Source organism: Pedobacter changchengzhani (genome assembly GCF_004354365.1).
Classification (GTDB): Bacteria; Bacteroidota; Bacteroidia; order Sphingobacteriales; family Sphingobacteriaceae; genus Pedobacter; species Pedobacter changchengzhani.
Map to the genome: position 1 here is coordinate 1 of NZ_SJCY01000010.1, position 15,289 is coordinate 15,289.

General features: G+C 34.7%; 13 protein-coding genes. 8 read left to right on the forward strand and 5 right to left on the reverse strand.

Features of this window, described 5'->3' with window-relative positions:
* The first annotated feature begins 763 nt into the window (after positions 1-763).
* Together EZJ43_RS13520 and EZJ43_RS13525 are read left to right on the forward strand one after the other, a co-directional pair.
* Positions 764-2,356 (forward strand): peptide chain release factor 3, encoded by a 1,593-nt coding sequence (locus tag EZJ43_RS13520; RefSeq protein ID WP_133263255.1) that lies wholly within the window; start codon positions 764-766, stop codon positions 2,354-2,356.
* A gap of 139 nt (positions 2,357-2,495) precedes the next feature.
* Positions 2,496-2,717, forward strand: a complete 222-nt coding sequence (locus EZJ43_RS13525; protein WP_133263256.1) for a hypothetical protein — start codon at positions 2,496-2,498, stop codon at positions 2,715-2,717.
* A gap of 251 nt (positions 2,718-2,968) precedes the next feature.
* Here the strand turns inward: EZJ43_RS13525 and EZJ43_RS13530 are convergent, their stop codons facing one another.
* Positions 2,969-3,892 carry a 2-hydroxyacid dehydrogenase gene (locus EZJ43_RS13530; protein WP_133263257.1) on the reverse strand — a complete coding sequence of 308 codons (924 nt, stop codon included), beginning with the start codon at positions 3,890-3,892 and terminating at the stop codon, positions 2,969-2,971.
* Positions 3,893-4,082: 190 nt separating this feature from the next.
* Here EZJ43_RS13530 and EZJ43_RS13535 point away from each other — a divergent pair, with 190 nt between their 5' ends.
* The 3 genes from EZJ43_RS13535 to EZJ43_RS13545 all read left to right on the forward strand — a co-directional run bounded on the left by EZJ43_RS13535 (position 4,083) and on the right by EZJ43_RS13545 (position 7,961).
* A complete protein-coding gene (locus EZJ43_RS13535) occupies positions 4,083-6,569 on the forward strand; it encodes an outer membrane beta-barrel family protein (protein ID WP_133263258.1) in 2,487 nt (828 codons plus the stop codon).
* A 71-nt stretch (positions 6,570-6,640) separates the two neighbouring features.
* Positions 6,641-7,195: an NUDIX domain-containing protein gene (locus EZJ43_RS13540; RefSeq protein WP_133263259.1), complete on the forward strand. Its 555-nt coding sequence runs from the start codon at positions 6,641-6,643 to the stop codon at positions 7,193-7,195.
* Between the two features lie 31 nt (positions 7,196-7,226).
* Positions 7,227-7,961, forward strand: a complete 735-nt coding sequence (locus tag EZJ43_RS13545) for a lysophospholipid acyltransferase family protein (RefSeq protein WP_133263260.1) — start codon at positions 7,227-7,229, stop codon at positions 7,959-7,961.
* Between the two features lie 244 nt (positions 7,962-8,205).
* Here EZJ43_RS13545 and EZJ43_RS13550 read toward each other — a convergent pair whose 3' ends face one another.
* The 3 genes from EZJ43_RS13550 to EZJ43_RS13570 all read right to left on the reverse strand — a co-directional run bounded on the left by EZJ43_RS13550 (position 8,206) and on the right by EZJ43_RS13570 (position 10,539).
* Entirely contained in the window at positions 8,206-8,955 is a 750-nt protein-coding gene (locus tag EZJ43_RS13550; protein WP_133263261.1) for a LytR/AlgR family response regulator transcription factor, read from the reverse strand.
* Between the two features lie 272 nt (positions 8,956-9,227).
* On the reverse strand, positions 9,228-9,515 hold the full coding sequence (locus tag EZJ43_RS17220; protein WP_165953175.1) for a hypothetical protein: 288 nt from the start codon (positions 9,513-9,515) through the stop codon (positions 9,228-9,230).
* The gene (locus EZJ43_RS13570) at positions 9,505-10,539 is read right to left on the reverse strand and encodes a sensor histidine kinase (protein ID WP_133263263.1); all 1,035 of its coding nucleotides are present in this window, start codon (positions 10,537-10,539) and stop codon (positions 9,505-9,507) included. Before EZJ43_RS13570 ends, EZJ43_RS17220 begins: the two co-directional genes overlap by 11 nt.
* A 274-nt stretch (positions 10,540-10,813) precedes the next feature.
* On the opposite strand from EZJ43_RS13570, the gene EZJ43_RS17225 reads away from it, so the two are divergent.
* From EZJ43_RS17225 to EZJ43_RS13580, 3 genes are all read left to right on the forward strand, one after another.
* Complete coding sequence (locus EZJ43_RS17225) at positions 10,814-10,987, forward strand: hypothetical protein (protein WP_165953176.1); 174 nt, start codon at positions 10,814-10,816, stop codon at positions 10,985-10,987.
* Between the two features lie 472 nt (positions 10,988-11,459).
* On the forward strand, positions 11,460-11,837 hold the full coding sequence (locus EZJ43_RS13575; RefSeq protein ID WP_133263264.1) for a BlaI/MecI/CopY family transcriptional regulator: 378 nt from the start codon (positions 11,460-11,462) through the stop codon (positions 11,835-11,837).
* Entirely contained in the window at positions 11,834-13,720 is a 1,887-nt protein-coding gene (locus EZJ43_RS13580) for a M56 family metallopeptidase (RefSeq protein WP_133263265.1), read from the forward strand. The genes EZJ43_RS13575 and EZJ43_RS13580 overlap by 4 nt, the downstream gene beginning before the upstream one ends.
* Positions 13,721-14,348: 628 nt before the next feature.
* Here the strand turns inward: EZJ43_RS13580 and EZJ43_RS17505 are convergent.
* Positions 14,349-14,987 (reverse strand): type II toxin-antitoxin system RelE/ParE family toxin, encoded by a 639-nt coding sequence (locus EZJ43_RS17505; protein WP_133263266.1) that lies wholly within the window; start codon positions 14,985-14,987, stop codon positions 14,349-14,351.
* Positions 14,988-15,289: the final 302 nt, after the last annotated feature.

Here is a 15,289-nt window from a genome sequence, read left to right on the forward strand (position 1 = left end):
ATAAAAAGAGGAACCCCATATCTTGCAGAGATGATTGCATAAAAGAAATTCAGAGGGCATATCTAAAATAATGCTTCTCAAAAAATAATTGCCTTTTTTCTTGTAAAAACCATAGAATACAGGTTTAGTAACGAAGGTTTGTAGCATACTAACTAAAAACCACCCCCAACCCCTCCTTGAAAATAAGGAGGGAGCTGATTTACGGAAATGCTAGCAAAAAGATAACTACAATTATTACTAAATTTTCGCTATTTGTCGGTAGCTACTCCCTTCCTTGAAAATAGTGAGGGGAGCTGATTTACGGAAATACTAGCAAATGGAAAACTAAAGCTATTACTAAACTTTCGCTATTTATCGGTCGCTACTCCCCTCCTAATTTAGGAGGGGCGGGGGTGGTTAAATTCTTCAAGCAAACAAGCTAATTGTAAAATAAACTCGACGCAAATAGAAATGCTTTTAAATGCACCTCGAAAGTTACTAACTCTAATAAGCACATGCCTAGTTAGAGTTAGTAACTTTACTGCTAAAAGATTGTCGCAAAGGGATGCGTACTGCAAATTGAATAGCATAATTGTACTATCCGCAGAACCGTTACAACTAATTTCCAATTTTTATTTCCAATTAAAAGCATGGGAAATCAACAATAACCAAATCAAAAGCTTTTCTTATCTTTGCAACCTGATGAAGCAAAACTATTCAAATCTTATCGCAGTTAAATTTCTTTAACTCAGTTTCATCATCTCCTTTTTTATCCAATTTTATTATGCTTAACCCTGAAATAGAAAAACGCAAAACATTTGCCATTATTAGTCACCCCGATGCTGGAAAGACAACTTTAACAGAAAAATTTCTGCTTTTTGGAGGTGCAATTAATACGGCTGGGGCGTTAAAACGTAACAAGGCAAGCCAAAGCAATACTTCCGATTTTATGGAGATTGAGAAACAGCGTGGTATCTCTGTGGCAACTTCGGTTATGGGTTTCGAATATGCCGGAAAACGCATTAATATTTTAGATACACCTGGTCACAAAGATTTTGCTGAAGATACTTACCGGACTTTATCGGCAGTAGATAGTGTTATTTTGGTGGTAGATTGCGTAAAAGGTGTAGAGGAACAGACTGAAAAATTAATGTCGGTTTGCCGGATGCGAAATACGCCTGTAATTATTTTCATCAATAAAATGGATAGGGAAGGTAAAGATGCGTACGATTTATTGGATGAGATTGAAGAAAAATTAAACATTAGTTTGTGCCCGCTTTCTTGGCCAATTGGTCAAGGGCATACTTTTAAAGGGGTATATAGCATTTACAATAAGCACTTAAACTTATTCAATTCTGATAAAAGTAAAGTTACCGATTCGGTTATTGCTGTGAGTGATCTAAATGACGCCTCGCTTTTAAATTACCTAAAAGAGAACGAGATTAACAACCTAAAAGACGACGTGGAACTGGTTGATGGAATTTACGGAAAAGTTGATAAGGAATTATATAACGAAGGTTTAGTGGCGCCAGTTTTTTTTGGTAGTGCTATTAATAATTTCGGCATTAAAGAGCTTTTAGATACATTTATTGATATTGCCCCGAGTCCGCGACACCGCGAAGCTGAAGAGCGTGATGTTTTGGTAGAAGAGAAAAACTTTAGTGGTTTTGTATTTAAAATTCACGCTAATTTAGATCCAAAACATAGAGACAGAATAGCTTTCTTGCGCATTTGTTCTGGTAAATTTGAACGTAATAAATTCTATTACCATACCCGCCAAAACAAGAAATTAAAGTTCTCGAACCCGATGGATTTTATGGCAAATGAGAAAAGCATTGTAGAAGAAGCTTGGCCTGGTGATGTGGTCGGTTTGTACGACAGTGGTAACTTCAAAATTGGCGATACACTTACCGAAGGTGAAAAGTTGCAATTTAAAGGCATACCAAGTTTTTCCCCATCTATTTTTAAGGAAGTAGAAAATATGGATCCAATGCGTACAAAGCAGTTAGAAAAAGGAATTGAACAGTTAACTGATGAAGGTGTGGCGCAATTGTTTGTAATGCAACCCGGCAATAGAAAAGTAATCGGCGCTGTTGGAGAACTTCAGTTTGAGGTGATTAACTTCCGTTTGGAGCATGAATATAGCGCTAAATGTCGGTTCCGTACGTTAAGTTACACACGTTCGAGTTGGGTAACTTCTACTGATAAAAAGAAATTGGAAGAGTTTGTAAAGCGCAAACAGCAACATATTGGTTTCGATAAAGAAGCGAATCCGGTTTATTTATCCGATAGTGAATACATGATTAATTTAACTAAACAGGATTATCCTGATATAGATTTTCATAAAACGAGCGAGTTTAAGACTCCAAACCCCTAAGACCCCAAACCCCTAAAGGGGTTTTTAATAGCGATATAAACCTCGCAGGTTTTTAAAACCTGCGAGGTTTTTTTATATAAGTTCAAAATGCAACTTTGGAAAATAGAAATAAATTTCGTTAAATTTGATTACGGATTTCATGGCGGAGAAACTTACTATATTACAAAAGATTATCAATACTAATGATGAAGGACTAATTAAAGATATTCAGTCGTTACTAAACAGTAGAGATTTAGACTGGTTTGATGGATTACACAATGACCAACAAAGTGATGTGTTAGAGGGAATTGACCAGTTAAATAGCGGAAAGTCTTTCAGTCACGAAGAAGCAAAAAAAAGATTCGGTTATAAATCAAAGTAAATTGGTCTGAGAAACTAGGAAATGCCAATCTCGCAGGATCTGAAAACCTAAGAGGTTTTTTTATTTATGTCGTCATTGCGAGGCACGAAGCAATCTATTTAGCAAGAAAAATTAATTTCTACTTTCTAATCACGAGTGTTCGTTCATGGTTTAGCTATTATGATAGTGGCGAAAAATTAGCTCTAATGATTAGTCATCCGATGAATATATGCATTGTGAAGATATTCATCGGATGACCAAAATACTAAACCTTATAAGCTTTTCAACTTCTCTACCAAAACCTCTGATATTTTACGGTAAGAATCGAACGTCCAGCCGCCAACATGTGGTGTTAAAATAACTTTTTGGTTTTCGCTAAGTTCTCTGTACCAAGTTTGTCCACTTAAATTAGGGAATTTTTCCGCTTCCAAAACATCTAAACCGGCACCTAAAATTTTACCTTCTTTTATGTATTTTAATACAGCCTGAGTATTCACAATTTCGCCACGGGCCGTATTGATAAAGAAAATTGGTTTTTTAAAATGATAAAAATATTCATCGTCAACCATTTGCTTGGTTTCTGTAGTTAATGGAATATGCAGGCTGAGTACATCACTGTGTTTAACAATTTCTTCCATACTTACTTCGCGGGCAAATTTATCGCTAAAGCCAGTTTTGTATTTGTCATACGCCATAACATCCACCCCAAAACCTGCCAATTTTTGCGCAAAACTTTGACCCATGTGTCCGTAGCCAACAATACCAACTTTTTTGCCTTTTAGCTCGTAACCACGGTTACCTTCTCTATCCCAAATGCCATTGCGAATCTCCATATCCGCTCTGCGAAAATTATTCATCAACGATAAAAGTAAACCTACGGCATGTTCGCCAACGGCATCGCAATTGCCTTCTGGTGCATTAATGAGTTTTATACCTTTTTCACCAGCAAGTTTAACATCAATATTATCTAAACCAGCGCCAGCACGAGCGATAAATTTTAATTGATTTGCTGCCTCAAAAATCTCTGCATCAATTCTAAACTTCGTTCTAACAGCTATACCAACGTAATCCTTAATTTTCGCAAGTGTTTCTGCTCTAGTAATTTGCGGTTCGTCATCTACCTCAAATCCTAATTTTATAGCTTCTTCTTTAAAGGTGGGATGTAAGTCGTCGACAATAAGTATTTTTTTGCTCATGATAAATCAAAAGTAACAATTTTACCACTTCAATAAACGATAACTTGATATTTAAATCGGTAATTCTGTTAAATAGGAACAAAAATATTACGTCTTTTTGCTGTAATAAAACAGTTACTACCATAGTTTTAAATTATAGTTGGCGTTAATTTGCAACTGCTTAAAGCACACTTATAATTCAAAATATTTAATGAAATTATTTCTTTCAAAAACAATAAAGCTCCTCCTTTTTTTAACTTTTTTAACGCTTAATGTTTTCGCGCAAAGCAACGGGAAATCGGCAATAAAAGGTGTTTTAAAAGATGCAAGTACGGGCGAAACTATTCCATTTGCATCAGCAATATTGATTAATAAAAGCACTAAAGCAACTGTTAAAATTACTCAAACAGATATAAATGGTGCATTTTCAATGGTGGATTTGCCAAACGGTATTTTCACTTTCAAAATTAGTTATGTAGGTTATCAAACAATGGTTAGAGATAATGTTAGCCTCAACAGTACAACAGGAACTTTAAATTTTGGTGCTATAAAAATGAACGTTGCTAAAGGAAACGTGCTTAGCGAGGTAACTGTTACTTCACAAAAAGCAGCTATCCAATTAGGTATTGATAAAAAGGTCTTTTCTGTGGATCAAAGTTTGGTAAGTGAAGGTGGTTCTGCGTCAGATTTATTGCAAAATGTGCCATCTGTACAAACAGATATTGATGGCAATGTGAGTTTACGTGGATCTACGGGTGTAAAGGTTTTGATTGACGGAAAACAATCTTTAATTGCTGGTGGAAATGTTGCTCAAATTCTTCAATCAATTCCGGCAAGTTCAATTGAAAGTGTCGAAGTAATCACTAATCCATCTGCTAAGTACGATGCAGAAGGTCAATCGGGGATTATCAACATTGTTTTAAAGAAAAATACAAAATTAGGTTTTAATGGTTCGGTTGCGTTAACGGCTGGTAATCGCGATAGCTACAATGCGAATACGAATTTAAGTTTCCAAAATAGTAAATTGAATGTTTACGGAAATTATAGTTATAGAGATGGCAATCGGTTGATTGGGGGTTATCAAAATATTACCTATTTTAATTCTCCAGGCACCATTGGTTTTGTAAATCAAGCCACTTCAAGTACTTCGGCAGATAAAGGCAACAATGTAAAAGCGGGTATTGATTATTATTTGGCGCCGAAAAGTGTGGTTAGTTTATCAGGCGGTTTTAATGCTAGAGAAAATAACCGAAATGAAAATATAGGCATTGATCAGTTAGGGAAACTTGGCAATCCGCTTATATTAAGCAATAGAAATAACATTAATGATGGAACTGGAAATAGCTTTGATTTAAACTTAGATTATACCCAAAAATTTAATAAACCTAAAGAGGAATTGACGTTTAATTTTGGTTATTCTGAAGGGAAAAATGACAACACGCAAGCTTATAATACCAATATTTACAACAAAAATGGTATTGATGTAAGTTTGCCACCGAGCATCCAACATACCATAAATAATGGCGATAATACTAATTATAACATCCAAGCAGATTATACTTTGCCAATTGGTAAGGAGGGCAAAATTGAGGCCGGTTATCGCAGTCAAATTAAGTTAGGTAACAATACGCAATACGCAGATTCTCTTTTAAGTGCGACCATTTACGTAAGCAATAATAAGTTAAATAACTTTTTCTCTAATAAAGATCAGGTGCATGCGTTGTATTTCAACTACCAAAATCAAATTAAAAATTTTGGTTACCAACTTGGGTTAAGAGGAGAGGATGCCAGTTTGGATACCTATTTAGAAGGCTTTAATGGGAATGTTTTGTACGCTACGCCGGGCAGAATTCACTATACAAGACTTTATCCGAGCGTATTTCTAAGTCAGAAACTAAAAAACGACCAAACCCTGCAATTGAGTTACACTAGAAGGGTAAACAGACCGAGAGCTTGGGATACCAATCCATTTTTGGATGTTTCCGATCCTTTTAATTATCGCCAAGGAAATCCAAATTTATTGCCTGAGGATGTACATTCATTTGAATTGGCATACAGCAAATATTGGAAAGCCGTAACTTTTACGTCTTCCGTTTATGTTCGCCAAACCAACGATGTTGTACAACGCGTAAGGAGCGAGCCAAATGCTGCGGGTATTATAACCTCTACGCCACAAAACTTAACTAGAGCTATAAACAGTGGTTTAGAATTAATTGGTCGGTTCGATTTAATAAAGGCTTTAAATTTTACTGCAAATGCAAATTTATACCAGAGTAAACTTGTGGGCGTACCAGCGTTCGGAATTTTAGAAAATAGCGGTTTTAGCTGGAATGCTAATTTAACAGGGAACTTAACAGTTGTAAAAAATGTTTCGGTACAGGTACGTGGAGATTATAGAGCTGCAGAAATTATGGCTCAAGGAAAACGTAACGCAATGTACGGGCTCGATGGCGGTGCTAAATATGATTTCCCGAATAAGAAAGCATCTTTAAGTTTAAATATTAGAGATATTTTTAATACTCGCGTGTGGAGCATGACTACAAATAGTGGCAGTACGCTGGTAGATTTTCAACGTGGAATGCGCGGTACAACGGGTAACTTAACATTTTCTTACCGCTTCGGAAAAAGCACATTTAACTTTAATAAACCTAAAAAAACCGAGCAACAAGATAATAGAACCGATGAAGGCTCATTTTAAAATACAGTTAATTTCAGTATAAAATTTATTTAATCGGTTAACTTTCGGCGTTTAACTTTATACCTTGCAGTATGGAAGAGATTAATCCCTGGCAAACCCTAAATAGCGATGTAAGATACGATAACAATTGGATTAATTTAACCGAGCATCAGGTTATCAATCCATCAGGTGGAAACGGCATTTACGGTGTGGTTCATTTTAAAAATATCGCCATTGGCATTTTACCTTTGGATAGAGATTACAATACTTGGTTGGTTGGTCAGTATCGCTATCCACTAAATGCGTATAGTTGGGAAATACCCGAAGGTGGAGGAGTTTTAGGCATAGACCCGTTAGAAAGCGCCAGACGCGAACTTTTGGAAGAAACCGGTTTGAGTGCTAAAAAATGGACTGAAATTCAGAGAATGCACTTATCAAATTCTGTAAGCGATGAATTTGCCATTATGTATGTTGCAACAGATTTAATTGAAGGCATTGCAATGCCCGAAGAAACCGAACAACTTATCGTTAAAAAACTACCTTTTAATGATGCTTATGCAATGGTGATGAATGGTGTAATTACCGATTCTATGAGTGTAGCTTGCATTTTGAAAGCCAAAATTATGATGTTAAATGGCAGTTTGTAATGTTTATATTTGCTAAAATTTTGATGCTGCAATGAGTAAGTTTTTTGGATATATCCTTACACCCATATTTTATATTTCTTTTGGGTTATCGCTTTTAATTTTCCACCCGATACAATGGGTGAGTTATAAGCTTTTTGGCTATAAAGCGCACAAACTTTCTGTTGATGCACTTAATTTTTTTCTTACCTATTCACAGTTTTTTCTTGCGAATTCTGTATCCTTTAAAAACAATTTCGATTTACCTACCGATCGGCCGATCATCTTCGCCTCTAATCATCAAAGCTTATATGATATTCCTTCATTAATTTGGTTTTTAAGGAAGCACCATGCAAAATTTATTTCTAAAATTGAGTTAACAAAAGGCATTCCTTCTATTTCTATAAATTTAAGGTTGGGTGGCGGCGCAAATATCGATCGAAAGGATAATAAGCAAGCAATCTCTGAAATTATTAAACTTGGACGAAGAATGAAGGAAAATAATTGGAGTACGGTTATTTTTCCCGAAGGTACACGCGCAAAAGACGGTAAAATAAAAACTTTTCAGTTTGGCGGGGTTGCTACTTTGTTAAAGGCAGTTCCTAATGCACTTGTTGTGCCAATTGCCATCGAAAATTCGTGGAAAATTGTACGCTATGGTTTGTTTCCATTAACTACTGGTAACGCTTTAAAATGGACGGTTCTTACGCCTATCGAACCTGAAGGAAAAACTGCAAACGATATTACTTTGGAAGCAGAAACTGCGATTAGGAAAGTGCTTGGGCAGTAGTTTTTTGGTTTTTTGGCTGATTGGTTTTTTAGTTAGCAACTCACAGCCATGACTTACTGACTTTCAGGCTCTTATAATCGGACTTTACTGGCTTTTCCGACTTCCCGACTTTTCCGACTTTCGGACTTTTTAAAATTTTTATCTTCGGGCTTCGGACTTCCGACCTCGGACTTTACTGACTTTTCCGACTTTCGGACTCTTTATAACTTTTATCTTCGGACTTCCGACCTCGGACTCCTTCAATCTAAATATTCTTATTACCAATCACTTTATAAAATTCATCTCTATACGTATCACCTACGGGGATTATTTTATCATTGATGGTAATTCTGCTGCGCTCGATACTTTTAATTTTATCAATTGCGATGATGTATGATTTGTGCACCCGGATAAACTGCGCGGTTGGCAACGCTTCTTCCATTTTCTTCATGCTTTGCAATGTAATTACGCGCTCATCCTTAGTAAAAATAGAAATGTAATCTTTTAAACCCTCAATAAATAAAATATCGTGTAAGTATATTTTTTGAATTTTGTGTTCGGTTTTAACGAATATAAAATCTTGTACGGGGTTTGGCGGAGCCACAAAAGGCTGTGCGGATACTAAGGGCTGTATGGTATTTGTAGTCGGTTCGGCAGGTTTAATTTGCTTATGAACTTTTTCTACAGCTTTATAAAAACGATCAAAAGCGATTGGTTTAAGCAGGTAATCCGATACGTTCAAATCATAACTCTCTAACGCATATTCTGGGTAAGCAGTGGTTAAAATATAATGACATTTATTACCCGCAATTTTTAAAAATTGAATACCTGTTAACTCTGGCATTTGAATATCTAAAAAAACCAAATCAATACCGCCTTCTTGTACCGTTTGTAAAGCGTCGATAGGATTTTCGCAACGCTTTACCAAAGTTAAAAATGGAACTTTAGAAATGTAATCCTCTAAAATATCTAATGCTAGAGGTTCGTCATCAACAATAATGCAATTTAAGGTCATTTTGTAGTATCAAGTAGTGAGTATCAAGTATCAGGCTTTTCTGCTGCGCATGAAACTTTATTTAAGTTTAGGTGCTTGTGTTTTCTAGTATTGGTCTTTTCGCTTTGGTCTTTCTGCTTTATTCTTTCCGCTTTAGTCTTTTTGCTTTGGTCTTTCTGCTTTGGTCTTTTTGCTTTGGTCTTTCTGCTTTGGTCTTTTTGCTTTGGTCTTTCTGCTTTAGTCTTTCTGCTTTGGTCTTTCCGCTTTGGTCTTTCTGCTTTATTCTTTCCGCTTTAGTCTTTTTGCTTTGGTCTTTCTGCTTTTCTCTTTCGCTTTGGTCTTTCTGCTTTGGTCTTTCTGCTTTGGTCTTTCTGCTTTGGTCTTTCCGCTTTAGTCTTTTTGCTTTGGTCTTTCTGCTTTGGTCTTTCTGCTTTGGTCTTTCTGCTTTGGTCTTTTTGCTTTGGTCTTTTTGCTTTGGTCTTTCCCCTTTGGTCTTTCTGCTTTATCCTTTCTGCTTTGGTCTTTTTGCTTTGGTCTTTTTGCTTTAGTCTTTTTGCTTTGGTCTTTCTTCTATATATCAATCATTAACTCACAGGTGTAATGCGTAGCCGAATTTACAACATTTAATTTATATCGGTCGGGGTAAATAAGTTGCAGGCGACGTTCTACGTTTGGTAAACCTACGCCACCTTGAGCATCTTTATTTTGATTATTTTTCTTATTGATTACACTAAAATTCAGAATCTTTTTATTTGCAATAATGCTAATTTTTATCGGCTCTTTAGGGTCGTTAATTACGCCATGTTTAAATGCATTTTCTACAAAAGATATCAGCATTAAGGGCACAATCTGTTGGTCGTCTATCTCGCCTTGTATGGTCAATTCTACAAATGCACCATCTTTAAAACGTATTTTTTGTAGCTCGATATAACTTGTTAAGTAGTCAACCTCTTTACTTAATGATACAGTAGGGGTGTTGCTTTCGTAAATCATGTAACGCATAATTTCCGATAACTTCATGATGGCGTCAGCGGTTTTATCCGATTTTTGGTAGGCTAAAGAATAGATGTTATTTAACGAGTTAAATAGGAAATGTGGGTTTAACTGCGATTTTAAAAACTGCAATTCCATTTCTCTACGCTCACTTTCCAAATTGCGTTGCACCCGTTCGTTAGAAAACCAATCTATTGTGAATTTGATAATGCAACTCGAAACCAAGAAAAATCCTGATATAAAGGTTACAATAATAGCGAAGGTATTAACCGGCATTTCTATTACTTTTCCATTGGCCAGTACTGTTTTTAAAACATCATCAGGATAAAGTACGGCAATGGTAATTTTCGCAAATGCAGAAATGGCGATAAGCAGAATAAAAACGCCCATGTACACAAAATACCGTTTGCGTTTTTTAATTAACTCCGGAATTAAGAAAATATAATTAATATAAAATAAAGAAATGTTAATGACCCCATAAACTACATAAGTAATAAAGTAATCTAAATTAGTATGTTTACTGCCACCCAAAATGGTTTGAGCTATTAAAATGATTCCAATAATGCCCCAAAATAGGCTGTGCAATATTATAGGACCTCTATTATTTTTCATTTGGTAAAGAGCTGTTTATAGTTTTTGAATCAGATAAACTTAATCTAAATTTTTTAAACACACTTGTATTTGCGCCTCCAAAGTAAAGAAACTTTATATTTTTTAAACAAACAATCTACCAACAGGCTATTTTTTTCTACCAACGGCTAATTTGCCAATATTTATCGACAAACTTCAAATTGCACCGTTCATCTATAAACTTAAACACTTTGTATAATATATTTTAACACGTTGTTTTTCTTCCATTTCTTTGAGGTATCAAAACAAAAACGATATGAAAACTTTAACAACTACTTCGCCTTTTTTACTTTTATTGGTTCCAGTATTTATGATGATTGCAATTACTTTATCGATAAATCTTAATCAAAAAGCCGATAATGATTTAGTAATTAAACCAGCAAAAACATCAACAACTTTAATAAAGGGAGCAACTGTGCTTTTTAAATAGCCATCTGCTACTTTTGCTCATTAGCCAGCGCAGCTATATATCCATTGTCGAGTTCAATGATTTGAATAATTTTTCAAAGCGCAATTTTTCGCAAACTTTCTTTCCTTCAACTAAGTAATCTTAGCATATTATCTCATCACTTTATTTCAATAGGTGTATGACAAAAAATTCATATCTTATATTCATTTTAACCCACTTAAAAGGTGTTAAACGCACTTTAAATTCTATTTATCTTTCTTCTATCGATTTATTTTGTGGAGTTTTAACTCCCGAAAAAATTTAACCTGCATAAAAATCAAGTCAATCTACACTCAATTTCAGTCCTAAATAGATTTCGATTTTTTTTTCGTTAAATCGACTTATCCAAAAATAATCTTATTAAAAACTAATAAATTAGTTGTATAACTAAATAATTAGTTATACCTTTAAATCAGGAAATGAAATTTGTTTCAATCCTTGTTAACTAAGTATAATGGATATAAAAGATTTGACTAAAGCCGAAGAACAGATTATGCAGGTTTTATGGCAGTTGGAAAAAGCATTTGTAAAAGATGTGATTGATGAATTGCCCATCCCGAAACCTGCCTACAATACGGTATCTACAATTATCAGAATTTTGGAAACAAAAGGTTTTATTGGCTATGAGGCTTTTGGTAAAACGCACCAATATTTCCCCTTAGTTAGTAAAGAAGACTATAAACGCCATATTACCGAAAAATTATTGGAGAATTATTATGAAAATTCTGCAGAAAGTATGCTTTCGTTTTTTGTGAAAGAAGAGAAGCTAGATTTAAGTGATGTTGACGAGATACTGAAAATGATTAATAAAATTAAAAACAGGCCACGATGAACATAGCACATTATCTTATACAGGTAAATTTGTATTTACTTGCTTTTTACGCACTTTATGCGCTTTTACTATCGAAGGAAACTTATTTTGTCATCAATAGGATTTATTTGGTAAGTGCGGGTATATTATCGCTTTTAATACCATATATCAAACTCGATTGGTTTGCCAAAGATGAAGTACATCAGCAAGTTTATATAAGTATAGATCAGTTGCTTGCGCAAGGCGTAATCGTTGCCGATGCTGAACAGCATTTTAATTGGGGATTATTACTGGCCACGCTATATGTTTTTGGAATTATATTTTTTGCTGCAAAGCTGATATTTAGGTTATTACGATTAAAAAAGCTTTTTAAAGTGGGTAGGAGCGAACAGGCATTCTCTTTTTTAAACCGAAAGGTAGTGAGCAGTTGTTTGCCCCAACAAGCAACCATCAACCACCACGAAAATATCCATATTAAGCAATTCCATACCCTAGATGTTTTGTTTTTCGAATTTTTAGGTATTATAAACTGGTTTAATCCAGTAAGTTATCTATTTAAAAATGAAGTGAAAAACCTTCACGAATACTTAGCCGATGAAGAAACGGCTAGGTTGCAGAGCGATAAACAAACCTATTCGCTTTTATTGCTTAGCCATGCTTTAAAGGTAAGTCCGAGCACACTAACAAATAGTTTTTTTAATAAATCGATGTTGAAGAAAAGGATCTATATGCTACACAAGCAACGTTCAGCTAAGGTAGCTATATTGAAATATGGATTATTTGTACCCTTATTTGGGTTAGCGTTAGTATTATCATCTTCAACTTTAAATAAAAGCAAACGAATTTTAGCCATAACAAATCAAATTCCGTTGAACAATTTTGCTGATGTAAAAAATGCTTTAAGTACTCCAATTGCAGTTGCGGAATCATTTACAACCTCTAAAAACCAAGAACCTAAAAACCAAAAATCCATGAAAAATACCTTAAAAGCAGCAGTATTGGCATTGGCCGGATTAACTGCACAACACAGCCTAGCGCAAACTACCGATTCTACTAAATTTGAAATTAAAAATGCTAAAACTGGTGAAATAGTAAAAACAACTAACTTACTAATTGGTGGAACGAAAAACAGTCCGCTTTACATTGTTGATGGAGTAATTGCCGATAAAGATGCTGTTGGGAAAATTGGCCCAGCTAGTATTAAATCAATCGACGTATTAAAAGACAAAACCGCAACAGATTTATATGGCGAAAAGGGCAAGTACGGAGTAATTCTAATTACCACAAAGAAGAATACTAAATCCCAAAATACCGAAAATTTCGCCACAGCACTAAAAAATGAAAATCTTACTGTAAGCTCCGATGATTTGCCTAAATCAATTAATGCTATGTTTATTTTGGATGGAAAAGTCATCTCTAAGGCTGAGATGGAAAATCTTGATCCCAATACCATCCTTAGTCTTAACGTGTTGAAAGGTGCTTCAGCAGTAGCGGCTTATGGAAAGAAGGGAGAAAATGGAGTTGTGTTAATTACATCTATAAATAAAAACATATCCTATAGATTGGATACGAAACAAGAGAAAATTTACGATTTCGTTTCAATAGATAAGCAACCGGAATTTCCAGGGGGAATAGGCGCATTTTACAATTATGTTGGTAAAAACCTTAAATATCCAGCAGAAGCAGTAAAAAATAATATCCAAGGAAAGGTTTTCTTATCATTTATTGTTGAAAGAAATGGAGATTTAACGGATATTACTGTAACGAAAGGCCTAAGCCCGGAGTGTGATAAAGAGGCCTTGCGAGTAATCTCTAATTCTGAAAAATGGAATCCAGGTATTCAGAATGGTAAACCGGTTAGAGTAAAGTATAATATTGCATTAAATTTTAAGCTAAATAAATAAAATAGCTAAAAGTGTCATTAACCACAAAACCCCATCTAAAAATAGTTGGGGTTTTGTGGTTTCACTCCTGTCTCGGAGCCTTAAATTTAAATGTTTTTTTGATTATTTGCAAATTTTACAAAATAAAATTTTGTTAATGTTCAGGATGAATAATACATAAAGGCACAATGTTCGTAGTACACCTCTCGTCTTTCTTGCACGTACTGCAAACTGATGTACGCAGAAATACTATAACGCTAAAACAGGTTTTCTTTAGCATTACGATTCCCGCCTGCGCCTGCTTTGCATAAGGCAGGCAGGCATTTCGCTATGCTCTGCCTCCAAAAAGTTCCTATGGAAAAAAGGCATGACTTTATGACAGGCGAAAAGACGACCTTACGCTTGGATCCAATAGTTGTTCGATCACGGATTTACAATTAGTCCTCCAACCGTTACTCTTCATGTCGATCCCATTTCCAGCATGGGTAGGCGTGCGAACGATTTCTTCACGATGAGAAGTCTGCTTGTTTATTTTATTGTTAATCTTGATTTGTAATCGAGATTTTTGACTTGAGGATAAAAAATCCTAGGTTCAATAGTTCAGGAAAGCATTTTCTGAGAGACGAGAATGTTCTGCGATGTAGTATTATTACAAAAATGTTAAACCAATTCTTTTATTAAGCCCAATTTCAAATATTCTAATTAAGGTCGAAAGTTGTATATTTCCTCTTCCATTTTCAATTTTTGAAATGTAGCTTTTTTTTGTTCCGGTTTTTTCTGCTAATTGTTCTTGCGTTATTTTAGCCTCTTTTCTCGCACCTTTGAGCATCTCACTTATAATAAACATTTGCGAGTTTTTTTCATAAATGCTTCTGCTTTCTGTTCCAATTTTTCCGTGTTCAATATCAATCAGCTGGTCAAATGTTTTTATATTGCCGTAATTTTTCATTTTAATTTTTTTAATTTTAAAATATTCATTCTTTAATTTTATAGCTTTATCAATCTCTTTTGAAGGTGTCTTTTGTGTTTTCTTTTGAAACCCGTTAAATAACACTACTAATTTCCCTTCATCAAAACAACAAAATATTCTATAGATGTTAGACTGATATTCTATTCTGACTTCATAAAATCCGTCTGTGCCAGTCAAATGTTTGAGAAATTTTTCGGGCACTTTCTCAACTTGCTTAATAAGTTCAAATACGTACTGAATTTTTCCTCTAACCTTTTCATCTTGAACTCGGTAAAATTCTATAAAATGGTGTTCGTAAAAAATAAGTTCTCTACTCACTTCACAAAGTTATCTCAAAAGATAACTATTTCCAAATTTTAGGAACTATTTTTTTGATTGGCCTCAATTGGCTGCTTTTTTGAAGAATTGAATCCAATTATTCGTCTCTGCCAAAAAATTGGTCAAGTTACGCTCATTAAATATGAGCCCCATCTATTGGCCTCATTTCCTGCCTAAGGTACTGGATCGCTCGAAAGGACGAACGATTTTAAGTTTTATTTGGAGCAATCTAACAGACAATAAATATGGGCGTAGTTTAGGTAAGTAGCTGATATTTAGTTAATTGTATGGATACCTGCAAA